Here is a 24404-nt window from a genome sequence, read left to right on the forward strand (position 1 = left end):
ACGAGCGGTCGCCCTGGCCGATCAGGTAGGCGGTCGAGACCGCCTCGCGGAAGTAGTCGGTGGTGATGGTCTGGTTGCGGATGCGGTAGTTGTCGAGGAACCACTTGTCGGTGACGCCGACGAGGTCCCAGCCGGTGCGCCAGCGGTCGTTGATGTAGAAACGGCCCTTGGTCTCGACCGATCCGCGGAAGTCGCGGTCGCCCGCGCCGAGCGGCCCGGGCAGGAAGGCGGAGGGCGTCGTCTGGAAGATGCCCGAGAGGCGCAGGTTGTACGAGCCGTTGTCGAGGCGCTGGCGGAACTCGCCCTGCCCGAGCACGCCCTGCCGGCTGAGGAAGGACGGCGACAGCGTGAGGTCGTAGTCGGGGGCGAGGTTGAGGAAGTACGGCACCGCGGCCCCGGTCCCGAGCGCGGTCGAGGTGAGGAAGCGCGGGGTGAGGAAGCCACTCTTGCGCTTCACCGTCGGGTCGGCGGCCTCGAAATACGGCAGGTAGGCCACCGGCACCCCGGCGAGTTCGAGGGTCGATTCCTCGAAGTAGACCGTGTGGGTCTCGTTGTTGTGGATGATCTTGGCCGCCCGCACCTGCCAGAGCGGCGGCGTCTCCGGGTGGTCCCGGCACGGCTCGCAGGCGGTGTAGGTGCCGTAGTCGAAGCTCGTCTGCTCGCCCTCCAGGCGCTCGCCGCGCGGCGCCGAGAAGCGGGTGCGCACGGTCTCGCCCTTCCGCACCACGGTCTGCTGGATGCGCAGCGCGTCGATGAAGCCGCTCTTGAAGTCGTCGGTCAGCTCCATCCTGTCGCCGGTGACGACCGCGCCGTCCTGGTCGGTCAGGCGGACGTTGCCCTCGGCGAAGACGCGGCTCGACGCTTGGTCGTAGCGGACGCGGTCGGCCTGGAGGGTGCGCGGGCCGTAATGCAACTCGGCGTTGCCGCGCGCCGTGACGGTGCTCTTGTCGTTGTCGTAGATCAGCTCGTCGGCCTCCACGAGGAGCTTTTCGCCCGGCTTGCCCGCGACGGGCTTCAGGCCGGGCAGCGCCTGCGCGCGTGCGGGCAGCGCATCGCCGATCGGCGCGGCGACGCCGAGGAGCGCCAGCAGCCCGAGAACCGTCGCGATGTCGGCGACCTTACGCAACGCGCATCCCAACCCCGGTGGCGACCATCGCCACGTTCCCGCTCAAACCGGTATCGCGCCTGCTCAAGCCCGTCTCCCGTCCCCGCTCGGGGAGCGGGCGTCAGCCGTCTTCCTGGTACAGAAGCGTGAGCGTACCGAGAAGACTTCCTACCACGGCCGGGAACCACGCCGCCACCGGCGCCGCCACGATCCCCGAGGCGCCGAGGCCCTCCATGACTTGGCGGGCGACGTAGAGGGCGAACCCCGCCGCGACCCCGCCGAGCACCAGCTTGCCCACCCCACCAAAGCGGAAGAACCGTAAGGAAACGGTTGCCGCCACCAGCACCATGGCCAGGAACAGGACCGGCCGGGCCCACAGGACATCATACTGAAGACGGTAGCGGGTGGCATCCAGCCCCGCCCGCTCGGTGCGTGCGATGGTGTCGGGTAGTTGCCAGAATGGCACGGATTCCGGGGGGGTGAAGCGTTGGCGCACCTGGCTCGGGACGAGGGTCGAGGCGATGAGGTAGGTGCCGAACGCCTCTGGCGGGCTCCCCGGCGTCAGGACGCGGGAATCGGTCAGCTCCCAGTAGCCGTCGTGCAGGGTCGCCCGCGCGGCGGCGATCTGCGCGACGAACAGGCCGGCCTCGTCGAAGGTGAAGACCTGGACGCCGGCCAGCGTCGTGGTGCCCTCGATCGCGGTCTCGGCGCGGATGATCGCGCCGCCGTCGAGGCTTTTTTGCCGAATCCAGAGGTCCTTGCCCGAGGACGCCTTGGTGGAGCGGGCGAAGATCTTCGCCTCGATCTCGGTCGCGCGTTGCTTCATCATCGCCGAGACCGGGTTGTAGATCCCGACGGCGAAGGCGCCGAGCGCCAGCGCCACGAGGAAGCCGGGCTGCAGGAACTGCCACGCCGAGATCCCGGCGGCCCGCGCCACCACGAGTTCGAGCTTGCGCGAGAGCTGGAGCAGCGCCGCCATCGAGCCGAACAGCACGGCGAACGGCAGCACGCCCTCGGCGACCGCGGGCGTGCGGTAGAGCGAGAGCTGCGCCATCAGTCCGGTGGAGGCGCCCTGCGTATCGCCCGCGCGGCGCAAGAGCTCGATGAAGTCGAGGGTGTAGACCAGTGCGAACACGGTGACGAACACGCCAAGCACGGTGCGCGCGAAGCGCATCGCGAAGTAGCGCCCGAGGGTGGGCCCGATCAGCATCGGACCTCAGCCCGCAGCCGGCCGGCGGCCGCTCGCGCGCCCGCGGACGGCTGCGGCGATCCGGGCGTTGAGCGCGCGCACCGCCGGTCCCTGGAAGATGATCAGCGCCGACAGCGCGATCGCGAGCAGCGGCACGGCGTAGACGGCCACCACCGCGCCGGCGCTGCGGGCCGCGGTGCTGGTCGCGGCGAACCCCGCGATCCGCAGCGCGACGACGGCCAGCACCGCGCCGGCCATCGCGACGCCGCGGCCCTGGCGGGTGGTGCGCGGGTCGCCGAGCGCCGCGAAGGCGATGAAGGCGAGCGCCAGCGGGTAGAGCCAGGAAGAGAGCCGGTCGTGCAGCTCGGCCCGGAAGCGGCCCTTCTGGGCCTTGAAGTAGCTCTCGCCCGCGTCGGGGAAGAGGAGCTGGGACGTCGATCGCTCGCGCGGCTTGTAGACCGTCTCGGCATCCGGCGGCGCGAAGGCGGCCAGATCGATCGTGTAGCGCGCGAAGGTCAGGATCGACGCGTCGCGCGAGTCCTTCTGCTGCTGGTGGACGCTGCCGTTTTCCAGGGCGAGGTAGCTGGCGCCGTCGACGTCGATCGCGTTGCCGCGCTCGGCCAGGTAAACCTTGGTCCTACCGGGCTCGCGCCGGTCCTGGATGAACAGCCCGAGCAGGGTGCCGCCGGGGCCGCGCTCGCGGAAGTGGAAGGTGATGCCGCTGTCGAGCTGGGTGAACTGCCCCTCCTTGACGACGTTGGCGATGAAGTCGCCGCGCACGCGCGTGATGACGTCGCGCAGCTCCTGGAAGCTTGCCGGCATCACCACGATGGTGACGAAGCCGACGAGCGCGCTCACCGCGACGGCCAGCGTCAGGAACGGGCGCAGGATCGCGCGCGGCCGCATCCCCGCCGCCGACATCACGATCAGCTCGGAATCGCCGTTGAGCCGGTTCAGCGCGTAGATCACCGCGATGAACAGGGCGACCGGCGCGATCACCACGACCAGCGTCGGCAGCGACAGCCCGGTGACGAACAGGAAGATCAGCAGGGTCTGGCCCTTGGCGGTGATCAGGTCGAGCTCGCGCAGGGCCTGCGTCACCCAGATGGTGCCGGTCAGGCCGACGAGGCAGGCGAGGAAGGCCGCGAGCGCGATGCGGAAGATGTAGCGCGCGATCTGCGTCATCGACTCCCTCCCACCGATCGCGTCCGCCGGGGCCGAACCGCCGCCGGGCGGCGCGGACGCGTCCGCCGGCCGCTCTCGGATGGCGCGCGAAGTGGGGCCTTTCGAGGGCGTCCGCGTCGCGTTGCGTTCTCTGCCTCACCGGCTACACAGGGCATCGCCGGGCGCGCAGGACGGCGCGTCCGCGACGGCACAGCAGGGTAGAAGGCAACCCCATGGCGGACGGCATCACCATCCAATTCGCCCCCGTCGGCCGCGGCGGGTCCGGGGACCTCGTGGTGTTCGTCGGCGACGACCTCGTGCTCGGGTCCGCGGCGCGCGAGGTGCTCGGCCATGCCGGCATCGACCTGGTCGCGCGGGCGGCGGGCAGCGAGAAATTCAAGGCGCGCGCTGCCAGCGCGATGCTGCTGCCGGCGCCGGCCGGCATTGAGGCCGACCGGCTGGTGGTGGTCGGCCTCGGCACCGACAAGGACCGCGCCAAGATCGAATGGCCGGTGCTCGGCGGCTTCACCGCGGGCAAGGTTTCGGGGCGAACGGCCCGGGTGGTGCTCGACTGGCCGGGCACGGCCGTCACCCCCGAGAACGCCGCCGACTTCGCCCTCGGGGCACGGCTTCGCGCCTACGGCTTCGAGCGGTACAAGACCAAGAAGAAGCCCGATGCCGAGGACAAGGCCGGCACCGCGCTGACCCTGATGCTCGCCGGCTACGCGGAGGCCGAGGCCGCCGCGCTCGCGAGCGCGGCGGTCGCCGATGGCGTGACGCTGGCCCGCGACCTGATCAACGAGCCCCCGAACGTGCTCACCCCGGAGGAGTTCGCCCGCCGCGCCGCCGCGCTGACGGCGCTCGGCGTCGAGGTCGAGGTGATCGAGCCGGCCCGGATGCGCGAACTCGGCATGGGCGCGATCCTCGCGGTGGCGCAGGGCTCGGCCCGCGAGCCGCGGGTCGTGGTGATGCGCTGGAACGGCGGCCCGCCGGCCGAGGCCCCGGTCGCCTTCATCGGCAAGGGCGTGGTGTTCGATTCCGGCGGCATCTCGATCAAGTCGGCCGGCGGGATGGAGGACATGAAGGGCGACATGGGCGGCGCCGCCGCCGTCGTCGGCACGCTGCACGCGCTCGCTGGCCGGAAGGCGAAGGTCAACGCCGTCGGCGCCATCGGCATCGTCGAGAACATGCCCGACGGGGGCGCCTTCCGCCCCTCCGACATCGTCACCTCGATGTCGGGCCAGACCATCGAGGTGATCAACACCGACGCCGAAGGCCGCCTCGTGCTCGCCGACGTGCTCTGGCACGTGCAGGGCGCCTACAAGCCCAAGGTCATGATCGACCTGGCGACGCTCACCGGCGCGATCATCGTCGCGCTCGGCCAGGACATCGCCGGGCTGTTCTCGAACGACGACGATCTGGCCGCCAAGCTGCACGCCGCCGGCGAGAGCGTCGGCGAGAAGGTGTGGCGGATGCCGCTGATCCCGGCCTACGACAAGGCGATCGACTCGAAGTTCGCCGACATGAAGAACACCGGCGGCCGCCACGGCGGCGCGGCCACCGCCGCCGCCTTCATCAAGCGGTACGTCAACGACGTGCCGTGGGCGCATCTCGACATCGCCGGCGTCGGCATGTCGTCCACGCCGTCCGAGATCAACCGGAGCTGGGGCGCAGGCTGGGGGGTGCGCCTGCTCGACCGGCTGGTGCGCGACCATTACGAGGCGCGGTAACGGTCCGGGGGGCGTGCGGCGCGCGCCGCGGCCGCCGCCCTGCGCGTCCTCGCCCTGCGGTTGGCCGACCTGTTGGCGATCCCTTGCCGAAGCCGGCGCGATCCCGCACAGTTCCACCCAAGGGAGCCGACATCTAAACCGATAAGCGCGGCCACGAATGCCGCGCGCGAGGGAGAGCCGCCGTGATCCAGCACAGCCGGGCGCCGCGCCCGTGGCTCGCCGCCTACCCGCCGGGCATGCCCGCCGAGATCGACGCCGACCGCCTCGGCACCCTCGTCGACCTGTTCGAGACCAGCACGGCCCGCTTCGCCGACCGCCCGGCGGTGACCTGCTTCGGCGCCGCGATGAGCTACGCCGCGCTCGGGCAAGCGTCCCGCGCGGTGGCCGCGTGGCTGGGCGCGCAGGGGATCGCCAAGGGCGACCGCGTCGCGATCATGATGCCGAACGTGCCGGCCTACGCCGTGGCGATCTTCGGGGTGCTGGCGGCCGGCGGCACGGTGGTGAACGTCAACCCGCTCTACACGCCGCGCGAACTGTCGGCGCAGCTCAACGATTCCGGCGCGCGCATCCTGTTCGTGCTGGAGAACTTCGCGCACACCGTCGCCCAGGCGATGGCCGGCCTCGCGCTCGAACGGGTGGTGCTGGCGGGTCCCGGCGACGGCCTCGGGCTCAAGGGCCGGGTCATCGACCTCGCGTCCCGCCACCTGAAGAAGGCGGTGCCCGCCTTCGTGCTGCCGCCGGGCAAGGCGGTGCGGTTCGACGCGGTGGTGAAACAGGGGCGCGGCCTGAAGGCGTCCCCGGTCGCGGTGACGCAGGACGACCTCGCCTTCCTGCAATACACCGGCGGCACGACGGGCGTGGCCAAGGCGGCGATGCTGACCCACCGCAACATCATGGTCAACGTCGCCCAGAGCCAGGCTTGGTTCGAGAGCAGCGAGGCGCCCGGCCGGGTCATGGTCACGGCGCTGCCGCTCTATCACATCTTCGCGCTGACCTGCTGCTTCTTCTTCTTCCTGCGCACCGGCGGCGCCTGCCTGCTGATCCCCAACCCGCGGGACGGCGACGCCTTCGTGAGGACCCTGGCCGGCACCCGCTTCACGCATCTCTCCGGGGTCAACACCCTGTTCAACATGCTGAACAACCATCCCAGGATCGGCACGGTCGACTTCTCGCGCCTCGACTACGTCGTCGCCGGCGGCATGGCGGTGCAGAGCGCGGTCGCCGCGCGCTGGAAGGCGATCACCGGCAGCACGATCATCGAGGGCTACGGCCTGTCCGAGACCTCGCCGGTGGTCTGCGTCAACCCCTACCGCCTGAGCGACTGGTCCGGCACGATCGGCTACCCGCTGCCCTCGACCGAGGTGTCGGTCCGCGGGGCCGACGGCATGCCGGTGCCGGCCGGCACGCCGGGCGAGATCTGCGTGCGCGGCCCGCAGGTGATGAGGGGCTACTGGAACCGGCCCGACGAGACCGCCGCCGCCACCACCGCGGACGGGTTCTTCCGCACCGGCGACGTGGGGGTGATGGAGGGGGACGGGCAGGTGCGGATCGTCGACCGGATGAAGGACATGATCCTCGTCTCCGGCTTCAACGTCTACCCGAACGAGGTCGAGGACGTGCTGGCGCTGCACCCCGGCGTGCTCGAATGCGCGGTGGTCGGCGCGGCCCACGCCGAGACCGGCGAGATGGTGGTCGCCCACGTCGTCCTGAAGGATGCCGCGCTGACCTGCGAGGCGATCCGCGCGCATGCCCGCACGCAGCTCACCGGCTACAAGGTGCCGCGCCGGATCGTGCTGCGCGAGAGCCTGCCGAAGACCAACGTCGGCAAGGTGCTGCGCCGGGCGCTGCGCGACGAAGCGCCGCCGGCCTGACCGGCGCCCGACCGTAACCTCCGGATCGTCCTCTCCGAATGGTGAGCGCGGGTCGCTTGCGCGACGGGCCGGGCGTGCCGATTTCGAGGCTCGACGGGCTGTCTCACGGGCGGCGGATGCGGATGGTGCGGAGACGACGATGCTGATCAAGCGGTTGCGCGGCTGGGAGATGCCCGAGCACCTCGCCACGCCGGAGGCGGTGTTCCTGAACCGGCGGGCGCTGCTCGGCGGCACGGCTGGCCTCGCGGCGGCCACGCTGCTGGGCGGCCGGGCGCTCGCCGAGGCCGGCCCCTATCCGGCCAAGCGCAACGCCGCCTACAGCCTCGACCGGCCGGTGACCCCCGAAAAGTTCAGCGCCGACTACAACAACTTCTACGAGTTCGGCACGTCGAAGTCCGTGCTGCCGGCGGCCGACGCCCTCAAGGCCAGCCCCTGGACGATCAAGATCGACGGCCTCGTCGAGAAGCCGTTCGAGATCGGCATCGAGGACCTGATCGGGAGGATCGGCCTGGAGGAGCGGCTCTACCGCCACCGCTGCGTCGAGGCGTGGTCGATGTCGGTGCCGTGGACGGGGTTCCCGCTGTCGAAGCTCGTCGCGCTGGCCAAGCCCGCCTCGGGGGCGAAGTACGTCCAGTTCACGACCTTCCTCGACCGCAAGATGGCGCCGGGACAGCGGACCTTCTACCCGTGGCCCTACGTCGAGGGCGTCACGCTGGAGGAGGCGGCCAACGACCTCGCCTTCGTCGCCACCGGCATCTACGGCAAACCGCTGCCGAACCAGTTCGGCGCGCCGATCCGCCTCGCGCTGCCTTGGAAGTACGGTTTCAAGTCGATCAAGTCGATCGTGAAGGTCGCCTTCGTCGCCGAGCGCCCCAAGACCTTCTGGGAGGGGCTGGGGCCCTCCGAGTACGGCTTCTGGGCCAACGTCAACCCGGGCGTGCCGCATCCGCGCTGGAGCCAGGCGAGCGAGCGGGTGCTCGGCACCGACACCCGTGTGCCGACCCTGATCTACAACGGCTACGGCGAGCAGGTCGCGGGGCTGTACAAGGATCTTTCGGGCGAGCGCCTGTTCGTGTGACCGCTCAGCGCGGGCAGCCGTTCGCGCGCTCGAAGGCCTGGATCTCCGCCACCGCCGCGCGCTGGCGGGCCGAGAGCGGCACGTCCTCGACGGCGTCGTAGCGGCAACCCGCGTTGCCGAAGGCGCTGATCGCGCGGGGCGTGCGGAAGCAGTAGCCGCCCTGCTTGTACAGGACGTTGCGCTGGTACCACGCCTCGGCGCAGCCCTGCGCCGAGGCGGGCGAGACCGCGATCGTCAAAATCACTCCGACGAAGACCGAGCGTGTCATGTGATTCTCTCCCTCGACGACCCGGCCCCGGAACGCGGATACGCGCGGGCCGATCCGTCGAGCGAGGCGCGCGGGTTTCTCAGTACGTCCAACGCTGCGCCTTCGACACCAGGAAGTCGCGGAACGCCTGGACGCGGGCGACCGAGCGCATCTCCTCGGCGTAGACGAGGTAGCTTTCCAGCGTCGGCATCTCGCTCTCGCGCAGCACCTGGACGAGATGGTCGTCGCCGTCCACCGCGTAGTCCGGCAGGATGCCGATGCCGCCACCGGTCTCGATCGCGCGTTGCAGCGCGCCGATGTTGTTGACGGTGAAGGCGACCTGCCGGCGCTCGCGGCCCTCGCGGCCGACGTCGGCGATCCAGTGCGCGGCGAGCAGGTAGGACGGCTCGTTGCCGCCGAACGAGACGAGGCGGTGCTCGTCCAGGTCCGCGACGGTCGTCGGCTCGCCGAACCGCTTGACGTAATCGCGGCTTGCGAAGGCGTGGTAGTGGACCGTGAACAGCCGCCGCTGAATCAGGTCCGGCTGGGCCGGGCGGCGCATGCGGATGGCCACATCCGCCTCGCGCATGGCAAGATCCAGCTCCTCATTGGTCAGGACCAGCTCGATCCGCACGTCGGGATAGAGGTCGAGGAACTCGGCCACCCGCTGGGCGAGCCATGCCGTGCCCAGCCCCACCGTCGTCGTCACCTTGAGGTCGCCGGACGGGCGCTCGCTCGTCTCGACCAAGCGGGCCTTGGTGTTCTCCAGGCGTAGCTTCATGTCGCGCGCGGCGCGGAACAGCAGGTCGCCCTGCTCGGTGAGGATCAGGCCGCGGGCGTGGCGGTGGAACAGCGGCGCCTTGAGTTCGCGCTCGAGCGCGCTGATCTGCCGGCTCACCGCCGACTGGCTCAGGCCGATGTCGTCGCCGGCGCGGGTGAAGCTGCCGGCCTCCGCGACGTTGAGGAAGATCCGGATCTTGTCCCAGTCCACGGCGAGACTCCCTCACGCGACCCACGGCACCGCATCGCCCGTCCCCGAGGGCGGCCGGTGCCGGTCCCGCTCCGCAGCCCGTGCCCTCCTGCGGGCGGATCGATCTCGCGCGAGGCTGCCGGAGACGAAGCGCCGGATCGCGCCGGCACCGCCGGAACAGTATGCCACTCATGCGCTGCAAGCATGGGGTCGCGCAAGGCGGCGTGGGAAGAATGTGTTGACAGGCCGGGCCGGCGGAGGGTCTTCGGCGACGCGACCGCCCCGGCGCCCGCAGGGTTCACGCGGGGTGTTCACTCGGCTGCGGCCTGGCGCGGGCTCTCGCCGATGTCGAGGTTGGCCAGGAACTTCTCCGCCTCCAGCGCCGCCATGCAGCCCATGCCGGCGGCGGTGATCGCCTGACGGTAGACGTCGTCGGTGACGTCGCCGGCCGCGAACACGCCCGGGATCTCGGTCTCGGCGGTGCCAGGGCGGACGCTGAGGTAGCCGCCGTGGCGCAGGGCGAGCTGGCCCTCGAAGATCGCGGTCGCCGGCTTGTGGCCGATGGCGACGAAGACGCCGTCGACCGGGAGCTCGCTCGCCGCCCCGGTGCGGGTGTCCTTGAGGCGCAGGTGCGTGACCGACGGCGCCGGGTTCGTCGTGCCGCAGATCTCGTCGATCTCCCGGTTCCACAGGACTTCGACGTTGGGGTGCTTGAACAGGCGCTCCTGCAGGATGCGCTCGGCGCGGAACGTGTCGCGGCGGTGGATCACCGTGACCTTCGCGGCGAGGTTGGCGAGGTACAGCGCCTCCTCCACCGCCGTGTTGCCGCCGCCGACCACCGCCACGGCCTTGCCGCGGAAGAAGAAGCCGTCGCAGGTCGCGCAGGCCGAGACGCCGCCGCCCTGGAACTTGGCCTCGGACGGGAGGCCGAGCCACTTCGCCTGCGCGCCGGTGGCGATGATCAGCGCGTCGCAGGAATAGGTCTCGCCGGAATCCGCCTCCAGCCGGAACGGTCGCGTGTTCAGGTCAACCTTGGTGACGTATTCCGATAGGATCTTGGTGCCGACATGCTCGGCCTGGCGGCGCATCTGCTCCATCAGCCACGGACCCTGGATCGCGTCGGCGAATCCCGGATAGTTCTCCACGTCGGTGGTGATCATGAGCTGGCCGCCGGGCTGGAAGCCCGAGATCAGCAGCGGCCTCACCATCGCGCGCGCGGCGTAGATCGCGGCGGTGTAGCCGGCCGGTCCCGAGCCGACGATGAGCAGCCTGGAATGGGTGTGGGCCATCGCGTCCTCTAGTCCTCTGTCGAGCGGGTCCCTAGGCGGAGGATGCCCCGTGCGCCGCCCGGAAGGCGGCGTAGCTTCGCGCCAGCGCCGCGGCGATCACCGGCGTGGCGTCGATCGGCTTGTAGGCCAGCGCCTCCAAACGGCCGGTGAAGGGCCGCAGCGCGCCCGCCATCGCGAGGCCGGCGAACATCCGCCGGTGACGGATATAGGTGTTCGGCAGGTCGAACAGGAGGACGGGAGCGCCGGTCGACACCGCCTCGCTGACCATGTTGGCCGAATCCGAGGTGACGACCACCGCGTCGGCCAGCGCCAGCATCGCGACGTAGGGGTTGTCGCCGGTGCCGTCCCAAAGGAAGCCGCCGGTTTCGGCGACCAGCTTCCGGATCGCGTCGCGCAGCGGGTCCGGCGTGCGGCGCGACACCGTCACCATCAGCCGGCAGCCGCCCGCGAGCCTGCGCAGGTCGTCGACCAGCCGGACCATGTCGAGGGTGCGATAGCTCAGGTGGCGGCTGTCGCCGCCGATCAGCACCGCCACGCGCGGGCCTTCGAGCGCCGTGAGCCGGGGATCGGGCCGGGCGCGGGCGGCACCGATGCGCCCGGCGGTGACGAGGTGTGGCGCGGTCAGCGTGGTGAAGACGTTGGGCCCGCGCAGGTCGTCGTAATCCGGCACCCAGATGAAGTCGGCGCTGTCGTGCCCGGTGCGCGGGTCCTTGAGGAAGGCGGTGAAGGTCCGCCCCGGCGCGGCGCGGCGCATCGCGCGCAGGTACGGCACCGCGCGGCGCCCCGAGGCGATCAGGATGTCGGGATAGGGGCCGGCCAGCGCCCCGCTGCGGCGGTAAGGCCCCTGGCGCGGGTCGATCGGCCCCCACGGCGCCGTCCAGCCGAACGGGCCGCGGGCAGGCACGCGCCGGATCTCGTAGGCGAGGCCGAGGGTCTCGGCGATGCCGACGCACTGGTTCTCGTCGCCGGCCTTGCCGTCGGTGACGATCCAGGCGCCGGCCAGGGCCGGGCCGGGCCGGGCTTTCGGCATCTCCGCGACGGCGCTCACGTCAGCCGGCGGGCAGGTTGCGGGCGAGCCGGTCGGCGTCGATGTCGGCAAGGTCGGCCCGCGCCCCGGCCGTCAGTGCCGGGAGCGGGCGCACGTCGGAGAACCGCTCATCGCGCAGGTCCTGGACATCGCCGGCGCAGGCCGGCGCGGCCAGTCCCAGGACGCCGAGGAAGGCGGCCCCGTATCGCGACACCCGCATCCGTCAGGCCCCGAACCGGACGCCGATGACCTCGTAGGACTTGCCGCCGCCCGGCGTCGTGACCTCGACGGTGTCGCCGACGCCCTTGCCGATCAGCGCGCGGGCGATCGGCGAGGTGATCGAGACCCGGCCGGAATGCACGTCGGCCTCGGGCTCGCCGACGATCTGGTAGGTCTTCTCTTCCTCGGTGTCGTCGTCGACGAGCTTCACGGTCGCGCCGAACTTGATCCTGTCGCCCGAGAGCTTGGCCACGTCGATGATCTCGGCGCGCGCGATCATGCTCTCCAGTTCGAGCACGCGGCCCTCATTGTGGGACTGCGCCTCCTTGGCGGCGTGGTACTCGGCGTTCTCGGACAGGTCGCCGTGGGCGCGCGCCTCGGCAATGGCGGCGACGATCCGCTGCCGCTCCACCTGCTGGCGGTGCTTCAACTCCTCCTCCATGGCCGCGAAGCCGCGCACCGTGATCGGAACCTTGTCTATCGCCATCGCCTCGCGCCACAATGAAGAGGCCCGGCCGGACGCGGCGTGCCGCGCCCTCCGGGCCAGATTCCAGAACGGACCGGGCCGCGGGGCCCGCGGCCGGTCTGATAAGGTCTTGCCGCCGCCCGGATTCAGGCCGCGAAGTATTCCTGCAGAGCGCGGACCTGAAGGTCGCCCCCAAGATAGGCCTGGATGCCCTCGGCCGCCGCCATCGCCCCGGCGAGAGTGGTGTAATACGGCACCTTATGCAAGAGGGCCGCCCGCCGGAGCGAGCGCGAGTCGGACAGCGCGCCCGCGCCCTCGGTGGTGTTGAGCACGAGCTGGATGTCGCCGTTCTTGATCGAGTCGACCACGTGCGGCCGGCCCTCCAGCACCTTGTTCACGCGCTCGGTCGGAACCCCGTTCTCCACGAGGAACCGCTGCGTCCCCCCGGTCGCGAGGATCGCGAACCCGAGGTCCGACAGCAGCCGGATCGCGGGCAGGATGCGGGCCTTGTCGCCGTCCCGCACCGAGACGAAGACGGTGCCCGAGCGCGGCACCTTGGTGCCGGAGCCGAGCTGGCTCTTGGCGAAGGCCACGCCGAAGCCGGCATCCAACCCGATGACCTCGCCGGTGGAGCGCATCTCCGGCCCGAGCAGCACGTCGACGCCGGGGAAGCGCGCGAACGGGAACACCGCCTCCTTGACCGCCACGTGGGCGAGAATCTTCCGCTTCAGCCCGAAGCTCGCCAGCGCCTCGCCGGCCATGACGCGGGCGGCGATCTTGGCGATCGGCTCGCCGATCACCTTGGCCACGAACGGCACCGTGCGGGAGGCGCGCGGGTTGACCTCCAGCACGTAGATCGCGCCGTCCTTGATCGCGTACTGCACGTTCATCAGCCCGACGACGCCGAGCGCCAGCGCCAGCGCCCTGGTCTGGCGCTCCAATTCGGCGACGGTCTCGGGCGAGAGCGAGCGCGGGGGCAGCGAGCAGGCGGAATCGCCCGAATGGATGCCGGCCTCCTCGATGTGCTCCATGATGCCGGCGATGAACACGTCCTGGCGATCGCAGACCGCGTCCACGTCGATCTCGACGGCGTCGGAGAGGTAGCGGTCGAACAGCAGCGGGTTCTTGCCCAGCACCGTGTTGATCTGGCCGGTCTTGTCGTTGGGGTAGCGCGCCTTGACCTCGGAGGGGATCAGGCTCGGCAGCGTGTCGAGGAGGTAGTCGGCGAACTGCGCCTCGTCGCGGATGATCGCCATGGCGCGGCCGCCGAGGACGTAGGACGGCCGCACCACGAAGGGCAGGCCGAGGTCGGCCGCGACCATCCGGCCCTGCTCGACCGAGTAGGCGATGCCGTTCCTGGGCTGCTTCATCCCGAGCTTGTCGAGCAGGCGCTTGAACTGGTCGCGGTCCTCGGCGAGATCGATCGCGTCCGGCGAGGTGCCGAGGATCGGCACGCCGGCGGCTTCGAGCGCGCGGGCGAGCTTCAGCGGCGTCTGGCCGCCGAACTGGACGATGACGCCGTGAAGCTGGCCGGCCTGGGCTTCCGTCTCGATGATCTCGAGCACGTCCTCCTGCGTCAGCGGCTCGAAGTAGAGCCGGTCGGAGGTGTCGTAGTCGGTCGAGACCGTCTCCGGGTTGCAGTTGACCATGATGGTCTCGTAGCCGGCCTCGGAGAGCGCGTAGCAGGCGTGGCAGCAGCAATAGTCGAACTCGATGCCCTGACCGATCCGATTGGGGCCGCCACCCAGGATGATGACCTTTCTGGCCTCGGTCGGCTGCGCCTCGTCCACGACGGTGCCGGCGAAGGGGGCGACGTAGGTCGAGTACATGTAGGCGGTCGGCGCTTTGAACTCGGCGGCGCAGGTGTCGATGCGCTTGAAGACCGGGCGCACCGCGAGCGCGTGGCGCTTCTCGCGCACCGACTGCTCGTCGGTGCCGGCGAGCACGGCCAGCCGCGCGTCGGAGAACCCGGCCGCCTTGAGCTGGCGGAAGGCGCCCGGCGTGGCCGGCAGGCCGTGCGCCTTCACCCGGTTCTCCAGGTCAATGATGCCCTGCAACTGCTCCAGGAACCACGGATCGATCCGGCACGAGGCGTGGACCTCGGCGTGGCTCACGCCCAGCCGCAGCGCCTGCGCCACGTTGAGCAGCCGGTCCGGCGTCGGCGTGCCGATCGCCGCCTTGATCGCGTTGTGGTCGTCGCCCTTGCCCAGGCCCTCGATCTCGATCTCGTCGAGGCCGGTGAGCCCGGTCTCCAGGGAGCGCAGCGCCTTCTGGAGCGACTCGGCAAAGCACCGGCCGATCGCCATGACCTCGCCCACCGACTTCATCGCGGTCGTCAGCGTCGGCTCGGCGCCGGGGAACTTCTCGAAGGCGAAGCGCGGGATCTTGGTGACGACGTAGTCGATCGTCGGCTCGAACGAGGCCGGCGTCGCCCCGCCCGTGATGTCGTTGGCGATCTCGTCCAGCGTGTAGCCGACGGCGAGCTTGGCCGCGACCTTGGCGATCGGGAAGCCGGTGGCTTTCGACGCCAGCGCGGACGAGCGCGAGACGCGCGGGTTCATCTCGATGACGATCATCCGGCCGGTTTCCGGGTCGATGGCGAACTGCACGTTCGAGCCGCCGGTCTCGACGCCGATCTCGCGCAGCACGGCGAGCGAGGCGTCGCGCATCACCTGGTATTCCTTGTCGGTGAGCGTCAGCGCCGGCGCGACGGTGATCGAGTCGCCGGTGTGCACGCCCATCGGGTCGATGTTCTCGATCGCGCAGACGATGATGCAGTTGTCGTTCCTGTCGCGGACGACCTCCATCTCGTACTCCTTCCAGCCGAGCACCGATTCCTCGACCAGGACCTCGTTCGTCGGCGAGGCGTCGATGCCGCGCTCGACGATCTCCAGGAATTCCTCGCGGTTGTAGGCGATGCCGCCGCCGGTGCCGCCCATGGTGAAGCTCGGCCGGATGATCGCCGGAAGGCCGACCTCGGCCAAGGCGATCAGCGCCTGGCCCAGCGCATGCTCGATGTAACGCTTGCGCCGCTCGCCCTCGCCCGAATGCCACGTCTTCTCGAAGGCCGCGAGCGCCGCGCCGCGCGCCTCCCCGTCGACCGTGCCCGCCGTGATCCGCGCGATCTCGGCGCCACGCTTCTCGCGGTCGGCCTTCTTGATCGCCGAGGCGTTGGCGAGCGCGGATTTGGGCGTTTCCAGCCCGATCCGGGTCATCGCGTCGCGGAACAGGTGGCGATCCTCGGCCTTGTCGATCGCCTCCGCCGTCGCGCCGATCATCTGCACGCCGTACTTCTCCAGGACGCCCATGCGCTGGAGCGAAAGCGCGCAGTTCAGCGCGGTCTGGCCGCCCATGGTCGGAAGGATGGCGAAGCCGCCGGGAAGGACGTGGCGCTCGCGCTCGATGATCTTGGCGACGATCTCCGGGGTGATCGGCTCGACGTAGGTCGCATCCGCCATGTCCGGGTCGGTCATGATGGTGGCGGGGTTCGAGTTGACCAGGACGATGCGATAGCCCTCCGCGCGGAGCGCCTTGCAGGCCTGGGTGCCGGAATAGTCGAACTCGCAGGCCTGCCCGATGATGATCGGCCCCGCACCGATGATTAGGATCGCGGAGATGTCGGTGCGCTTCGGCATCGGGGGCCTTGGGATACGGTCGCGCGCACCCGACCGCACGGCCCGTGATCGGGGCGGCACGGTCGGGCGCATGCGGCGTGTTCGTCGTCGAGGCCCGCGTCTACACGCAGGCGAACCCGTTTGAAAGGGCGCCGCCGGCCGGACGCCGGGGCCGGGTTTCAGAGCCCGGCGTAGAGGGCGGCGACCGCGCGGTCGATCGAGAGGCAGAACACCCCGAAGGCGACGAGCGCGGCGAGCGCGAACTCGACGGCGACGCTCGGCAGGGTCTGCGAGCGGCGCAGCAACTCGCGGCCAAAGAGCAGCGATGCCCAGGCGAGCGTCAGGAGGACCGGCATCACGAACAGGTACGAGACGGTGCTCTCGATGCGCTCCGGGCCGGCGACCGGATCGATCAGCGCCCGGATGTTGCGCACCCAGGGCGCGTAGCAGGCGGCGTAGAGCGTCGTGAGCCACGAAAGGCCGACCGCCACGCCGAGATGGAAGCTGAAGATCCGGTGCAGGCGGGTGAAGTCGTCGCGCGCGTCGTCGAAGGTCATGCGTCAGCCCCGTTCGTCGGCAATCGGCCCGGCGACGATCGTTGCGGCGTCGTCGTTAACAGGCGGTTGACGGGGGATGCCGGCCAAACCGGCGTTTTTTGTGACGCCGGGCGGATCGCCCGGCGTCGGCGTTCCCGACGCGGCTCAGCCGATGCCCTCGAACAGCGCCGAGGAGATGTACCGCTCGGCAAACGAGCAGGCGATGGTGACGATGCGCTTGCCCTTGAACTCGGGCCGGCCCGCCAGTTCCAGCGCCGCGGCGACGTTGCCGCCGGTCGAGATGCCGCCGGGGATGCCTTCGAGCTTGGCGAGTTCGCGCGCCGTCTCGAAGGCCGTCTGGTTGGAGACCGTGAGCACGCCGTCGACGATCGAGCGGTCGAGGTTGTCCGGGATGAAGCCGGCGCCGATCCCCTGGATCTTGTGCGGGCCGGGCTGGCCGCCGGAGATCACCGGCGAATCGGTGGGCTCCACCGCGAAGACCTTGAGGTTCGGCAGCCGCGGCTTCAGCACCGCGCCGACGCCGCTGATCGTACCGCCGGTGCCGACGCCGGCCACGAACGCGTCGAGGTGGCCTTGCGTGTCGTTCCAGATCTCTTCCGCGGTGGTCTTGCGGTGGATCTCGGGGTTGGCCGGGTTCGAGAATTGCTGCGGCATCACCGCGCCGGGGATTTCGGCCAGGAGTTCCTCGGCCTTGGCGATCGCGCCCTTCATGCCCTGGGGGCCGGGGGTGAGCGCGAGTTCGGCGCCGAGGAAGGCCAGCATCTTGCGCCGCTCGATCGACATCGTCTCGGGCATCACCAGGATCAGGCGGTAGCCGCGGGCGGCGGCCACGAAGGCGAGTGCGATGCCGGTGTTGCCCGAGGTCGGCTCGACCAGGGTGCCGCCGGGCTTGAGCCGGCCCGAGGCTTCGAGCGCGTCGATCATGTTGACGCCGATGCGGTCCTTCACGCTGGCGATCGGGTTGAAGAACTCGAGCTTCAGCAGGATCTCGGCCTCGACGCCGCGGGCTTGGGGCAGGCGGTTCAGGCGCACCAGCGGGGTGTTGCCGATCGTCTCGGTGATCGATCCGTAGACGCGGCCGTGGCCGGTCTTGCGGGTCTGGGTCTCGGTGGACATCGCTCGGGTCTCCTCACATCGGACGACGAATCTGGCCGCCGCGCAGCGTCGGCCGGCCCTGTCGGGGGCCGGGATATCGCTTGGGCGGTGCCGGAGCAATCGCTGCAAGTGCCGGATGGAACGCTAGTTTTTTCCGCGGCCGGGCACCGTCCGCGGCGAAGGGAAGGGCCATCCTGCGCGGACGCCGGTTTGAAGAGGATCGTTCTCCCGCGTCCCGTCGGCGCGAGATCCTGCAACCGCCCGCGTGTGACGGTCGGATCTCGGTAAATCGTCCGGTCCGGCTCTCACGACCGGATGCGCCCACGCCTCAAGGCCCGCGGCAAGCGGAACGGTGATTCGGGCGACCTCATGGGTCGCACCCCGTAGGATCCGATGGACGATCGCTCCAACGTCACGGCTCGGCGTCAGCCGAGATGGGCACCGAACAGGATCAGGATCGCCAGCGCGGGCGCCGCGGCGGCGAGCCAGAGGGCGCCGCGATGGACGCCGGACGGGGCAGTGTAGCGCGACGCCTCGCCGCGTCCGGCACGGAGCACCGCCGCCGTTCCAAAGCCGATCCTGCCCGCCATCTGCCGCCTCGTCCGTGAACCGGGACGGAGCAGGCATCGGGGCAACTCAAGGCCGGATGAATCCGGCGCAGGGCCGTAACCGATCATTTCGGATCGGGTCCGGGTCTAAGCTCTTGTCGTGACGGGCCTTCTAACCACGAACCGATATCCGCTCCATCGCGACGCGGTCCCGGCATCTCCGAGTGTGGTCAACGCAGCGTTACAGCGCGCGGTCGAACTTGAGCTCGCCGTTCGGACTCTTCAGCACCAGTTGCGAGCCGACCATGTCCCACTGCGCCGCGGTGCGCAGCGCCACGAAATACGCCTGCTCGGTCGCCTGGAGGCCCTTCTCGCAGGGGTTCTTGGTGAGCGCGAGCGGCCCAACCGCGAGGTGCTGCTCCTTGAGCGGGAAGGCGGTGGCCGCGAAGGTGTTGCAGCCGCCGTAGCCGCGGGCGCGGTACTGCTTGTCGATGATGAAGCTCGGCCGGTCGTTGCCGCCGAACGTCTTGCCGTTGATGCTCACCGCGGTCCAGGTCGAATCGAGCGGGAACACCTTCTCGGTCGGCTTGGACGAGGGGATGTACTGCTCCTTCTTCTCCTCGCCGCCGGGCCGGCGGTTGCCCCGGCCGAAGCCGCTGATGCCTGGGCTCTGCGCCATCGTCTCGGTGGCCGCGGTCAGCGTCAGCGCACCGGCGGTGCAGGCCAGGGCGGCGATCAGCATCGGTTTCATGGTACGCCCCTTGTCCTTCGGTTCCGGTGCGCCGCCCTCGATCCGGATCGGCGTGCGGAAGCGCCAATCCGATAAGATTTCAGCACAATTGTGGTCAAGCCGGCCGATCCGGCGCATTTCGGTATCTTCCCCCGCGGGCGTGCGCCGATCAGAAGACGTGCATCCGAGCCCGGGGACGGAAACGATCCCCGCGCCGCCCCGTTGTCGGATATCGGGGCGGCACCAGAGGAGAATCGGGTTTGGCGGGATCGGACGAGGGCGGGCAGAGCGGTGCGGCCGGCGTGCCGATGAGCCCGGCGCAATCGCGCGGCGCACGCGGGCTGCTCGAATGGTCGGAGGCGGACCTGGCGGGGAAGGTCGGTCTCGACGCGCAGTTCGTCCGCGACTTCGAGGGCGGCCACCGTGATCCGCCCTCGGGCCAGGTCGAGGCCCTGCGCAGCGCCTTGATGGCGGCAGGCGCGATCTTCACCGAGGGCGACGCCGCGGGCGTGCGGCTCGATCCGCAGGGCGGGGGCGGGGAGGGCACCCGCGCCGACGCCCTCACCACCGAGAACGACCGCTGAGCGGGACCGGGCCGGGGGTCTTCACGTCGGGTCGCGCTCCCCTCACGCCAGCCGGCATCCATCTTGCTGGAAAATTCAGCAAGCATCATTGCGTGAAGTGGCCGCCGGTTCGCGCGCAAGAAATGATGCGGCCCCACAGAGATCGAAGCAGGCCTTCGTGGGCGAGGCCACGAAGGCCTGCTTAGTCGGTCGGAGCGCCGCGCAGGCGCTTGACCGCGCCGCGCTGGGTCTTGGCTTCGAGCCGGCGCTTCTTCGAGGCGAGCGTCGGCCGCGTCGCCCGCCGCGGCACCGGTGGCACCGCCGCCTCGGCCACGAGCTCGGCCAGGCGCGCGCGGGCGTCGGCGCGGTTGCGCTCCTGGGTGCGGAACCGCTGGGCGCTGATCACCAGGATGCCGTCGGCGGTGAGCCGGCGGCCTGCGAGCCGCATCAGCCGCACCGCGACGGCGTCGGGCAGCGCGGAGGAGCGGCGCACGTCGAAGCGGAGTTGCACCGCGGTCGAGAGCTTGTTGACGTTCTGGCCGCCGGGCCCCGAGGCGCGCACGAAGCTCTCGTGCAGGTCCGCCTCGTCGATCGCGATGTCGGGCGTGCAGACCAGGGCCATCGCGGCCGCCTCCCCGCATGCGGTCAAGCGGCCTCGGCCGGGGTGCGCGCCGTCACGGCGAGCGCGTGGAGGCCGCGCGCGAACGCCCCGGCGAGCAGGCCGTTGACCAGCCGGTGGCGGTCGATCCGGCTCTTTCCCTCGAAGGCCGCCGAGACCACGTTCAGCCGGAAATGCGTCTCCCCGCCTGGACGCGCCCCGGAATGGCCCGCGTGCAGGTGGGATTCGTCGGTGACGATCAGGTGCGTCGGCGCGAGCCCCGCGGCGAGCGTCCCCTCGATCCAGTCCCGCAGCGTCGGTGTCGCGGTCATCGGCGAAATCCCTGTTGTCCCGACATCCGCGTCACCAAGCGGCCGCGCCGTCAAGCCCGTCCGCCCGCATGCGTCATCAGGCCCGGCGCCCTTGTGTCTCGGGTGCGCCCCCTCATAATCGCCCCGTCATGGATCTCAACTCGCCCCTCTTCGACAGCATCCGCATCAGGCGCACCTGCGACGAGCCCAAGACCGCGCAAGGCAAGACCGCGCAAGGCAAGACCGCGGAGGGCCAAACCGCGGAGGGCACCTGCGAGGCCGCGGGCTGCACCCATGCGGGGCTGTTCCGCGCGCCCAAAGGCCGGCGCGCCGAGGGACAGTACTGGAACTTCTGCATCGACCACGTGCGCGCCTACAACGCCACGTACAACTACTTCGACGGCATGAACGACGATGCCGTCCAGGCCTACCAGAAGGACGCGGTGATCGGCCACCGCCCGACCTGGGCGATGGGCGTGAACCGGCCGGCCGGCGCCAAGGCCGCCGCCGAGCCGACCCGCGACTGGGCGTATATCGACCCGCTCGGGGTGCTGCGGGCCGAGGGCGTCGGCGGCACCCGCGGCCGGTCGAAGCCGGCCGAGCCCGCCCGCCCGAAGCTCTCGGCCACCGTGCGCAAGGCGCTCGACGTGCTCGGGCTGGAGGAAGGCGTCGACACCGCCGCGATCAAGGCCCAGTACAAGGCGCTGGTGAAGCGGTTCCACCCCGATGCCAACGGCGGCGACCGCTCCTTCGAGGAGCGCCTGCGCGACATCATCCGCGCCCACGACGTGCTGCGGGCGGCCGGCCTCTGCTGAGGCGGCTCCGGCACGATCGATGCAGGCCCGCAGCAGGTCTGATGATGCAAGCCTGCGGCAGGGGGGCAATCGTCGGCCGGCCGCCTATATGGAGGGCCTTGCCGTCGAGCCGGACCCGTCTGTGGCGCCCTGGCGCGACGACGTTTAAGGAGGGCCTGCATCCCGGCAGCGACTGCCCGGCGAGGCGAGGCCCGAGACAAGCCGCGCGCGGCTCCGACCCGACGAGGATCGGAGCCCGCCCCCACGAGGTTCCGTATGCGCCCTGACGACAAGCCCGCCGCGCTTCCCGACCGGACCGTTCCCGTCCGCTCGACCTTCGGCATCGACATCGACCTCGAGGTGCCGGCCTTCTCCGAGGCGGGCGAGCACGTCCCCGATCTCGACGCCGACTACATCTTCGACCGCGAGACCACGCTCGCGATCCTCGCGGGCTTCGCGCGCAACCGCCGCGTGATGGTCACCGGCTATCACGGCACCGGCAAGTCGACGCATATCGAGCAGGTCGCCGCCCGCCTGAACTGGCCGTGCGTGCGGATCAACCTCGACAGCCACGTCTCGCGCATCGATCTCGTCGGCAAGGACGCGATCGTGCTGCAGGACGGCAAGCAGATCACCGCGTTCCAGGACGGCATCCTGCCCTGGGCGCTGCAGAACAACGTCGCGCTGGTCTTCGACGAGTACGATGCCGGCCGGCCCGACGTGATGTTCGTGATCCAGCGCGTGCTGGAGCTGTCTGGCCGCCTGACGCTGCTCGACCAGAAGCGGGTGATCCGCCCGCACCCGGCCTTCCGGCTGTTTGCCACCGCCAACACCGTGGGCCTGGGCGACACGTCGGGCCTCTATCACGGCACGCAGCAGATCAACCAGGGCCAGATGGACCGCTGGTCGATCGTCACCACGCTTAACTACCTGCCCCACGACCGCGAGGTCGACATCGTCCTATCGAAGGCGACGCATTATCGGGGCGATGCCGGCCGCGACATCGTCAACCGGATGGTGCGCGTGGCGGACCTGACCCGCAACGCGTTCATGAACGGCGACCTCTCCACGGTGATGAGCCCGCGCACGGTCATCACCTGGGCCGAGAACGCCGACATCTTCCGCGATGTCGGCTTCGCGTTCCGGGTCACGTTCCTGAACAAGTGCGACGAGCTGGAGCGGACGCTGGTCGCGGAGTTCTACCAGCGCGCCTTCGGCAAGGAACTCCCCGAGAGCGCGATGAACGTCGCGCTGAGCTGATGTCTGGGAGGATACGATGGGTGAGCCGGCCCTGAAAGACACCCATCTCGCGAAGGAACTCGGCGGATCGCCCCCCTTGCGTCCTCGGTACGAGGACGATTTCTATTCCTGGCTCATCGAACAGGCCGACCTGCTGCGCGCCCGTCGCTTCGACGATCTCGACTCGGACCACGTGGCGGAGGAACTGGATGGGTTGTCGAAGAGCGAGTTCGCCAAGCTCCACAGCGCGCTCCGCGTCCTCGTCATGCATATGCTGAAATGGGATGCCCAGCCCGAGCACCGGACACCGAGCTGGATCTATTCCATCCGCGAGCAACGGCGTCGTCTGCACGACGTTCTGGCCGACAATCCGGGCCTCAAGCCGCGGATCGATGAGGCCGTGTCGAAAGCCTATCCGGACGCGCGCGACTGGGCTGCCGACGCGACGCACCTGACGCCCGACGCGTTCCCGGACACCTGCCCATACGGCTGGGAGGACATCCGCGGGCGTCCCTTCGACCTCGATACGGTAAAGCGATAGCCTTCCGCCATGTCGACGCTTCTGCGCCAATCCGCCGGACCGCATGCGTTGCCGAAAGCGCCGACGCGGCACGCGGACGACCTTTACACCTGGGTGGAGGAGCAGGTCGCCCACCTGCGCGCCGGCCGGGCGGACGCGCTCGACCTCGCCAACATCGCCGAGGAATTGAACGACGTGGGCTTGAGCGAATATTATCGCCTTCAGAGCGCCGTCGAGATCGTCCTGGTGCACATGCTCAAATGGGACCATCAACCGGAACGGCGCGGCCGGGGTTGGGCCCTCAGCATCACCGAGCACCGTGAGCGGGTCGGCATCGTCCTTCGCAAGAGTCCCGGCTTGAAATCGAGCCTTGCGGAGGCGCAGGAGAACGCTTTCCGCCTGGCGCGACTGCGTGCCGCCCGTGAGATGCGGCGTCCGGTGGAAGCTCTGCCAGACGCGTGCCCCTACGCCTGGGACGACATCCTGAACCGCCCTTTCGACCTCGATTCGGTAAAGCGATAGGCCAAGCCATGTCGACGCTTCTGCGAGAATCCGAGGGACCGAAGGCGCCGACGCAACGCTCGACGCGGTACGCGGACGATCTCCATGCCTGGGTGCAGGAACAGGTCGCGTTGCTGCGTGCCGGACGGGTCGACGCTCTCGACCTCGACAACATCGCCGAGGAACTGAGCGACGTAGGGGCCGAACAATACGACAAGCTCGAAAGCGCGGTCGTCATCGTGTTGGTGCATGTCCTGAAGTGGGATCACCAGCCGGAGCGCCGGAGCCGAAGCTGGACTCAGTCGATCGAGGAGCATCGCCTCCGGATCGGCAAGCAATTGCGGAAGAATCCAAGCCTCAAGTCGCGATTGGCGGAGGCGCTCGACGACGGATATCGGCTTGGGCGCGTCAAGGCGGCGCGCGAGATGAAGCGGAAGACACGCTCCCTCCCCGCCGATTGCCCCTACACCTGGGACGACATCCTGAACCGCTCCTTTGAAACCGACGGCGACCGGTAGCCCCATGTCCATCTCCAACCGCAAGCCGGGCGAGCGCCGCGAGCCCGTGGCCGAGCCGCTGAAGCGCGCGGTCGCGGGGTGCCTGCGCGCCATCGCCCGGCGCTCCACGGTCGAGGTCACCTACGCCACGGACCGGCCGGCGCTGACCGGCGACAAGGCGCGCCTGCCCGAGCCGCCGCGCAAGCTCACCGCCGGCGACGTGGCGGTGCTGCGCGGCAACGCCGACTCGATGGCTTTGCGGCTCGGCTGCCACGACACCGCGGTGCATCGCCGCCTCGCGCCGGAGAACGCGGCGGCGCGGGGCGTGTTCGACGCGGTCGAGCAGGCCCGCGTCGAGGCGATCGGCGCGCGCCGGATGGTAGGCGTCGCCTCCAACCTCTCAGCGATGCTGGAGGACCGTTACCATCGCGGCGGCAAGTACGAGACCATCACCGACCGGGCCGACGCGCCGATGGAGGACG

At 70.2% G+C, this 24404-nt stretch carries 25 protein-coding genes and 1 pseudogene; 10 read left to right on the top strand and 16 right to left on the bottom strand.

Features of this window, described 5'->3' with window-relative positions; all coding sequences use genetic code 11:
* The 3 genes from ACFE86_RS11140 to lptF all read right to left on the bottom strand — a co-directional run.
* Positions 1–1126 (bottom strand): LPS-assembly protein LptD (locus ACFE86_RS11140; RefSeq protein WP_375455400.1); only part of this gene is annotated, 1126 nt, incomplete at its 3' end.
* A 100-nt stretch (positions 1127–1226) separates the two neighbouring features.
* Positions 1227–2315 (bottom strand): LPS export ABC transporter permease LptG, encoded by a 1089-nt coding sequence (gene lptG, locus ACFE86_RS11145; protein WP_375455401.1) that lies wholly within the window; start codon positions 2313–2315, stop codon positions 1227–1229.
* Between the two features lie 6 nt (positions 2316–2321).
* Complete coding sequence (gene lptF, locus ACFE86_RS11150; RefSeq protein ID WP_375455402.1) at positions 2322–3479, bottom strand: LPS export ABC transporter permease LptF; 1158 nt, start codon at positions 3477–3479, stop codon at positions 2322–2324.
* Positions 3480–3691: 212 nt separating this feature from the next.
* Here lptF and ACFE86_RS11155 point away from each other — a divergent pair, with 212 nt between their 5' ends.
* The 3 genes from ACFE86_RS11155 (at position 3692) to msrP (ending at position 8137) form a co-directional block, all read left to right on the top strand.
* On the top strand, positions 3692–5188 hold the full coding sequence (locus tag ACFE86_RS11155; protein WP_375455403.1) for a leucyl aminopeptidase: 1497 nt from the start codon (positions 3692–3694) through the stop codon (positions 5186–5188).
* 236 nt (positions 5189–5424) lie between these two features.
* Positions 5425–7059 (top strand): AMP-binding protein, encoded by a 1635-nt coding sequence (locus tag ACFE86_RS11160; RefSeq protein WP_375455422.1) that lies wholly within the window; start codon positions 5425–5427, stop codon positions 7057–7059.
* A gap of 139 nt (positions 7060–7198) precedes the next feature.
* Entirely contained in the window at positions 7199–8137 is a 939-nt protein-coding gene (gene msrP, locus ACFE86_RS11165) for a protein-methionine-sulfoxide reductase catalytic subunit MsrP (protein ID WP_375455404.1), read from the top strand.
* 4 nt (positions 8138–8141) lie between these two features.
* Here msrP and ACFE86_RS11170 read toward each other — a convergent pair whose 3' ends face one another.
* From ACFE86_RS11170 to ACFE86_RS11220, 11 genes are all read right to left on the bottom strand, one after another.
* Entirely contained in the window at positions 8142–8405 is a 264-nt protein-coding gene (locus tag ACFE86_RS11170; RefSeq protein ID WP_375455405.1) for a YARHG domain-containing protein, read from the bottom strand.
* 79 nt (positions 8406–8484) lie between these two features.
* On the bottom strand, positions 8485–9375 hold the full coding sequence (locus tag ACFE86_RS11175; protein ID WP_375455406.1) for a LysR family transcriptional regulator: 891 nt from the start codon (positions 9373–9375) through the stop codon (positions 8485–8487).
* A 290-nt stretch (positions 9376–9665) separates the two neighbouring features.
* Positions 9666–10643, bottom strand: a complete 978-nt coding sequence (trxB, locus tag ACFE86_RS11180; protein ID WP_375455407.1) for a thioredoxin-disulfide reductase — start codon at positions 10641–10643, stop codon at positions 9666–9668.
* A 31-nt stretch (positions 10644–10674) separates the two neighbouring features.
* Complete coding sequence (locus ACFE86_RS11185) at positions 10675–11673, bottom strand: mitochondrial fission ELM1 family protein (protein WP_375455423.1); 999 nt, start codon at positions 11671–11673, stop codon at positions 10675–10677.
* Between the two features lie 19 nt (positions 11674–11692).
* On the bottom strand, positions 11693–11884 hold the full coding sequence (locus ACFE86_RS11190) for a hypothetical protein (protein WP_375455408.1): 192 nt from the start codon (positions 11882–11884) through the stop codon (positions 11693–11695).
* Between the two features lie 9 nt (positions 11885–11893).
* Positions 11894–12370 (bottom strand): transcription elongation factor GreA, encoded by a 477-nt coding sequence (gene greA / locus ACFE86_RS11195; protein ID WP_375455424.1) that lies wholly within the window; start codon positions 12368–12370, stop codon positions 11894–11896.
* Positions 12371–12501: 131 nt separating this feature from the next.
* On the bottom strand, positions 12502–15990 hold the full coding sequence (gene carB / locus ACFE86_RS11200) for a carbamoyl-phosphate synthase large subunit (protein WP_375455409.1): 3489 nt from the start codon (positions 15988–15990) through the stop codon (positions 12502–12504).
* A 158-nt stretch (positions 15991–16148) separates the two neighbouring features.
* Positions 16149–16526, bottom strand: coding sequence for a hypothetical protein (locus tag ACFE86_RS11205; RefSeq protein WP_375455410.1), 378 nt, complete (start codon positions 16524–16526; stop codon positions 16149–16151).
* Between the two features lie 144 nt (positions 16527–16670).
* Entirely contained in the window at positions 16671–17642 is a 972-nt protein-coding gene (cysK, locus tag ACFE86_RS11210) for a cysteine synthase A (protein WP_375455411.1), read from the bottom strand.
* A 404-nt stretch (positions 17643–18046) separates the two neighbouring features.
* The gene (locus tag ACFE86_RS11215) at positions 18047–18211 is read right to left on the bottom strand and encodes a hypothetical protein (RefSeq protein ID WP_375455412.1); all 165 of its coding nucleotides are present in this window, start codon (positions 18209–18211) and stop codon (positions 18047–18049) included.
* A gap of 199 nt (positions 18212–18410) precedes the next feature.
* Positions 18411–18920 carry an META domain-containing protein gene (locus ACFE86_RS11220; RefSeq protein ID WP_375455413.1) on the bottom strand — a complete coding sequence of 170 codons (510 nt, stop codon included), beginning with the start codon at positions 18918–18920 and terminating at the stop codon, positions 18411–18413.
* 239 nt (positions 18921–19159) lie between these two features.
* Here ACFE86_RS11220 and ACFE86_RS11225 point away from each other — a divergent pair, with 239 nt between their 5' ends.
* Complete coding sequence (locus ACFE86_RS11225; RefSeq protein WP_375455414.1) at positions 19160–19483, top strand: multiprotein-bridging factor 1 family protein; 324 nt, start codon at positions 19160–19162, stop codon at positions 19481–19483.
* Between the two features lie 181 nt (positions 19484–19664).
* Here the strand turns inward: ACFE86_RS11225 and arfB are convergent, their stop codons facing one another.
* Together arfB and ACFE86_RS11235 are read right to left on the bottom strand one after the other, a co-directional pair.
* Positions 19665–20084: an alternative ribosome rescue aminoacyl-tRNA hydrolase ArfB gene (gene arfB / locus ACFE86_RS11230; protein ID WP_375455415.1), complete on the bottom strand. Its 420-nt coding sequence runs from the start codon at positions 20082–20084 to the stop codon at positions 19665–19667.
* Positions 20085–20107: 23 nt separating this feature from the next.
* The gene (locus ACFE86_RS11235; RefSeq protein ID WP_375455416.1) at positions 20108–20392 is read right to left on the bottom strand and encodes a BolA family protein; all 285 of its coding nucleotides are present in this window, start codon (positions 20390–20392) and stop codon (positions 20108–20110) included.
* Between the two features lie 128 nt (positions 20393–20520).
* On the opposite strand from ACFE86_RS11235, the gene ACFE86_RS11240 reads away from it, so the two are divergent.
* From ACFE86_RS11240 to ACFE86_RS11265, 6 genes and pseudogenes are all read left to right on the top strand, one after another.
* On the top strand, positions 20521–21186 hold the full coding sequence (locus ACFE86_RS11240; RefSeq protein WP_375455417.1) for a J domain-containing protein: 666 nt from the start codon (positions 20521–20523) through the stop codon (positions 21184–21186).
* A gap of 255 nt (positions 21187–21441) precedes the next feature.
* Positions 21442–22425 carry a cobaltochelatase subunit CobS gene (gene cobS, locus ACFE86_RS11245; protein WP_375455418.1) on the top strand — a complete coding sequence of 328 codons (984 nt, stop codon included), beginning with the start codon at positions 21442–21444 and terminating at the stop codon, positions 22423–22425.
* 16 nt (positions 22426–22441) lie between these two features.
* Positions 22442–22945: a DUF29 domain-containing protein gene (locus tag ACFE86_RS11250; RefSeq protein WP_375455419.1), complete on the top strand. Its 504-nt coding sequence runs from the start codon at positions 22442–22444 to the stop codon at positions 22943–22945.
* A 9-nt stretch (positions 22946–22954) separates the two neighbouring features.
* Entirely contained in the window at positions 22955–23446 is a 492-nt protein-coding gene (locus ACFE86_RS11255; RefSeq protein WP_375455420.1) for a DUF29 domain-containing protein, read from the top strand.
* An 8-nt stretch (positions 23447–23454) separates the two neighbouring features.
* On the top strand, positions 23455–23943 hold the full coding sequence (locus tag ACFE86_RS11260; RefSeq protein WP_375455421.1) for a DUF29 domain-containing protein: 489 nt from the start codon (positions 23455–23457) through the stop codon (positions 23941–23943).
* 4 nt (positions 23944–23947) lie between these two features.
* Positions 23948–24404: pseudogene (locus tag ACFE86_RS11265) on the top strand (cobaltochelatase subunit CobT); the annotation flags it as partial.

The sequence above is a fragment of the uncultured Methylobacterium sp. genome, from assembly GCF_964244095.1.
GTDB lineage: Bacteria > Pseudomonadota > Alphaproteobacteria > Rhizobiales > Beijerinckiaceae > Methylobacterium.